The organism is Sutcliffiella halmapala (genome assembly GCF_050107295.1).
Lineage (GTDB): Bacteria > Bacillota > Bacilli > Bacillales > Bacillaceae_I > Sutcliffiella_A > Sutcliffiella_A halmapala_A.
On record NZ_JBNIKR010000036.1, the window covers coordinates 1 to 369 of the forward strand.

The 369-nt window shown below is 50.7% G+C and carries 2 tRNA genes and 1 rRNA gene; all 3 read left to right on the top strand.

The annotated features are described in order from the left end of the window. Positions 1 to 119: ribosomal RNA gene (locus ACQCT5_RS22920) — 16S ribosomal RNA — on the top strand; the annotation flags it as partial. 62 nt (positions 120 to 181) lie between these two features. Next, positions 182 to 258: transfer RNA gene (locus tag ACQCT5_RS22925), tRNA-Ile, on the top strand. A 22-nt stretch (positions 259 to 280) separates the two neighbouring features. Further along, positions 281 to 356 (top strand) — tRNA-Ala (locus ACQCT5_RS22930). Positions 357 to 369: the final 13 nt, after the last annotated feature.

Below are 369 nucleotides of genomic sequence, written 5' to 3' on the forward strand. Positions count from 1 at the left end.
TAACACCCGAAGTCGGTGGGGTAACCTTTTGGAGCCAGCCGCCTAAGGTGGGACAGATGATTGGGGTGAAGTCGTAACAAGGTAGCCGTATCGGAAGGTGCGGCTGGATCACCTCCTTTCTAAGGAATATGACGCTGTTTGTTTTGTTTAGTTTTGAGAGAACTCTCTCATATATAGTTAGGGGCCTATAGCTCAGCTGGTTAGAGCGCACGCCTGATAAGCGTGAGGTCGGTGGTTCGAGTCCACTTAGGCCCACCATTTTTTAATTATAGAACTTTTTGGGGCCTTAGCTCAGCTGGGAGAGCGCCTGCTTTGCACGCAGGAGGTCAGCGGTTCGATCCCGCTAGGCTCCACCAACAGACAAATATT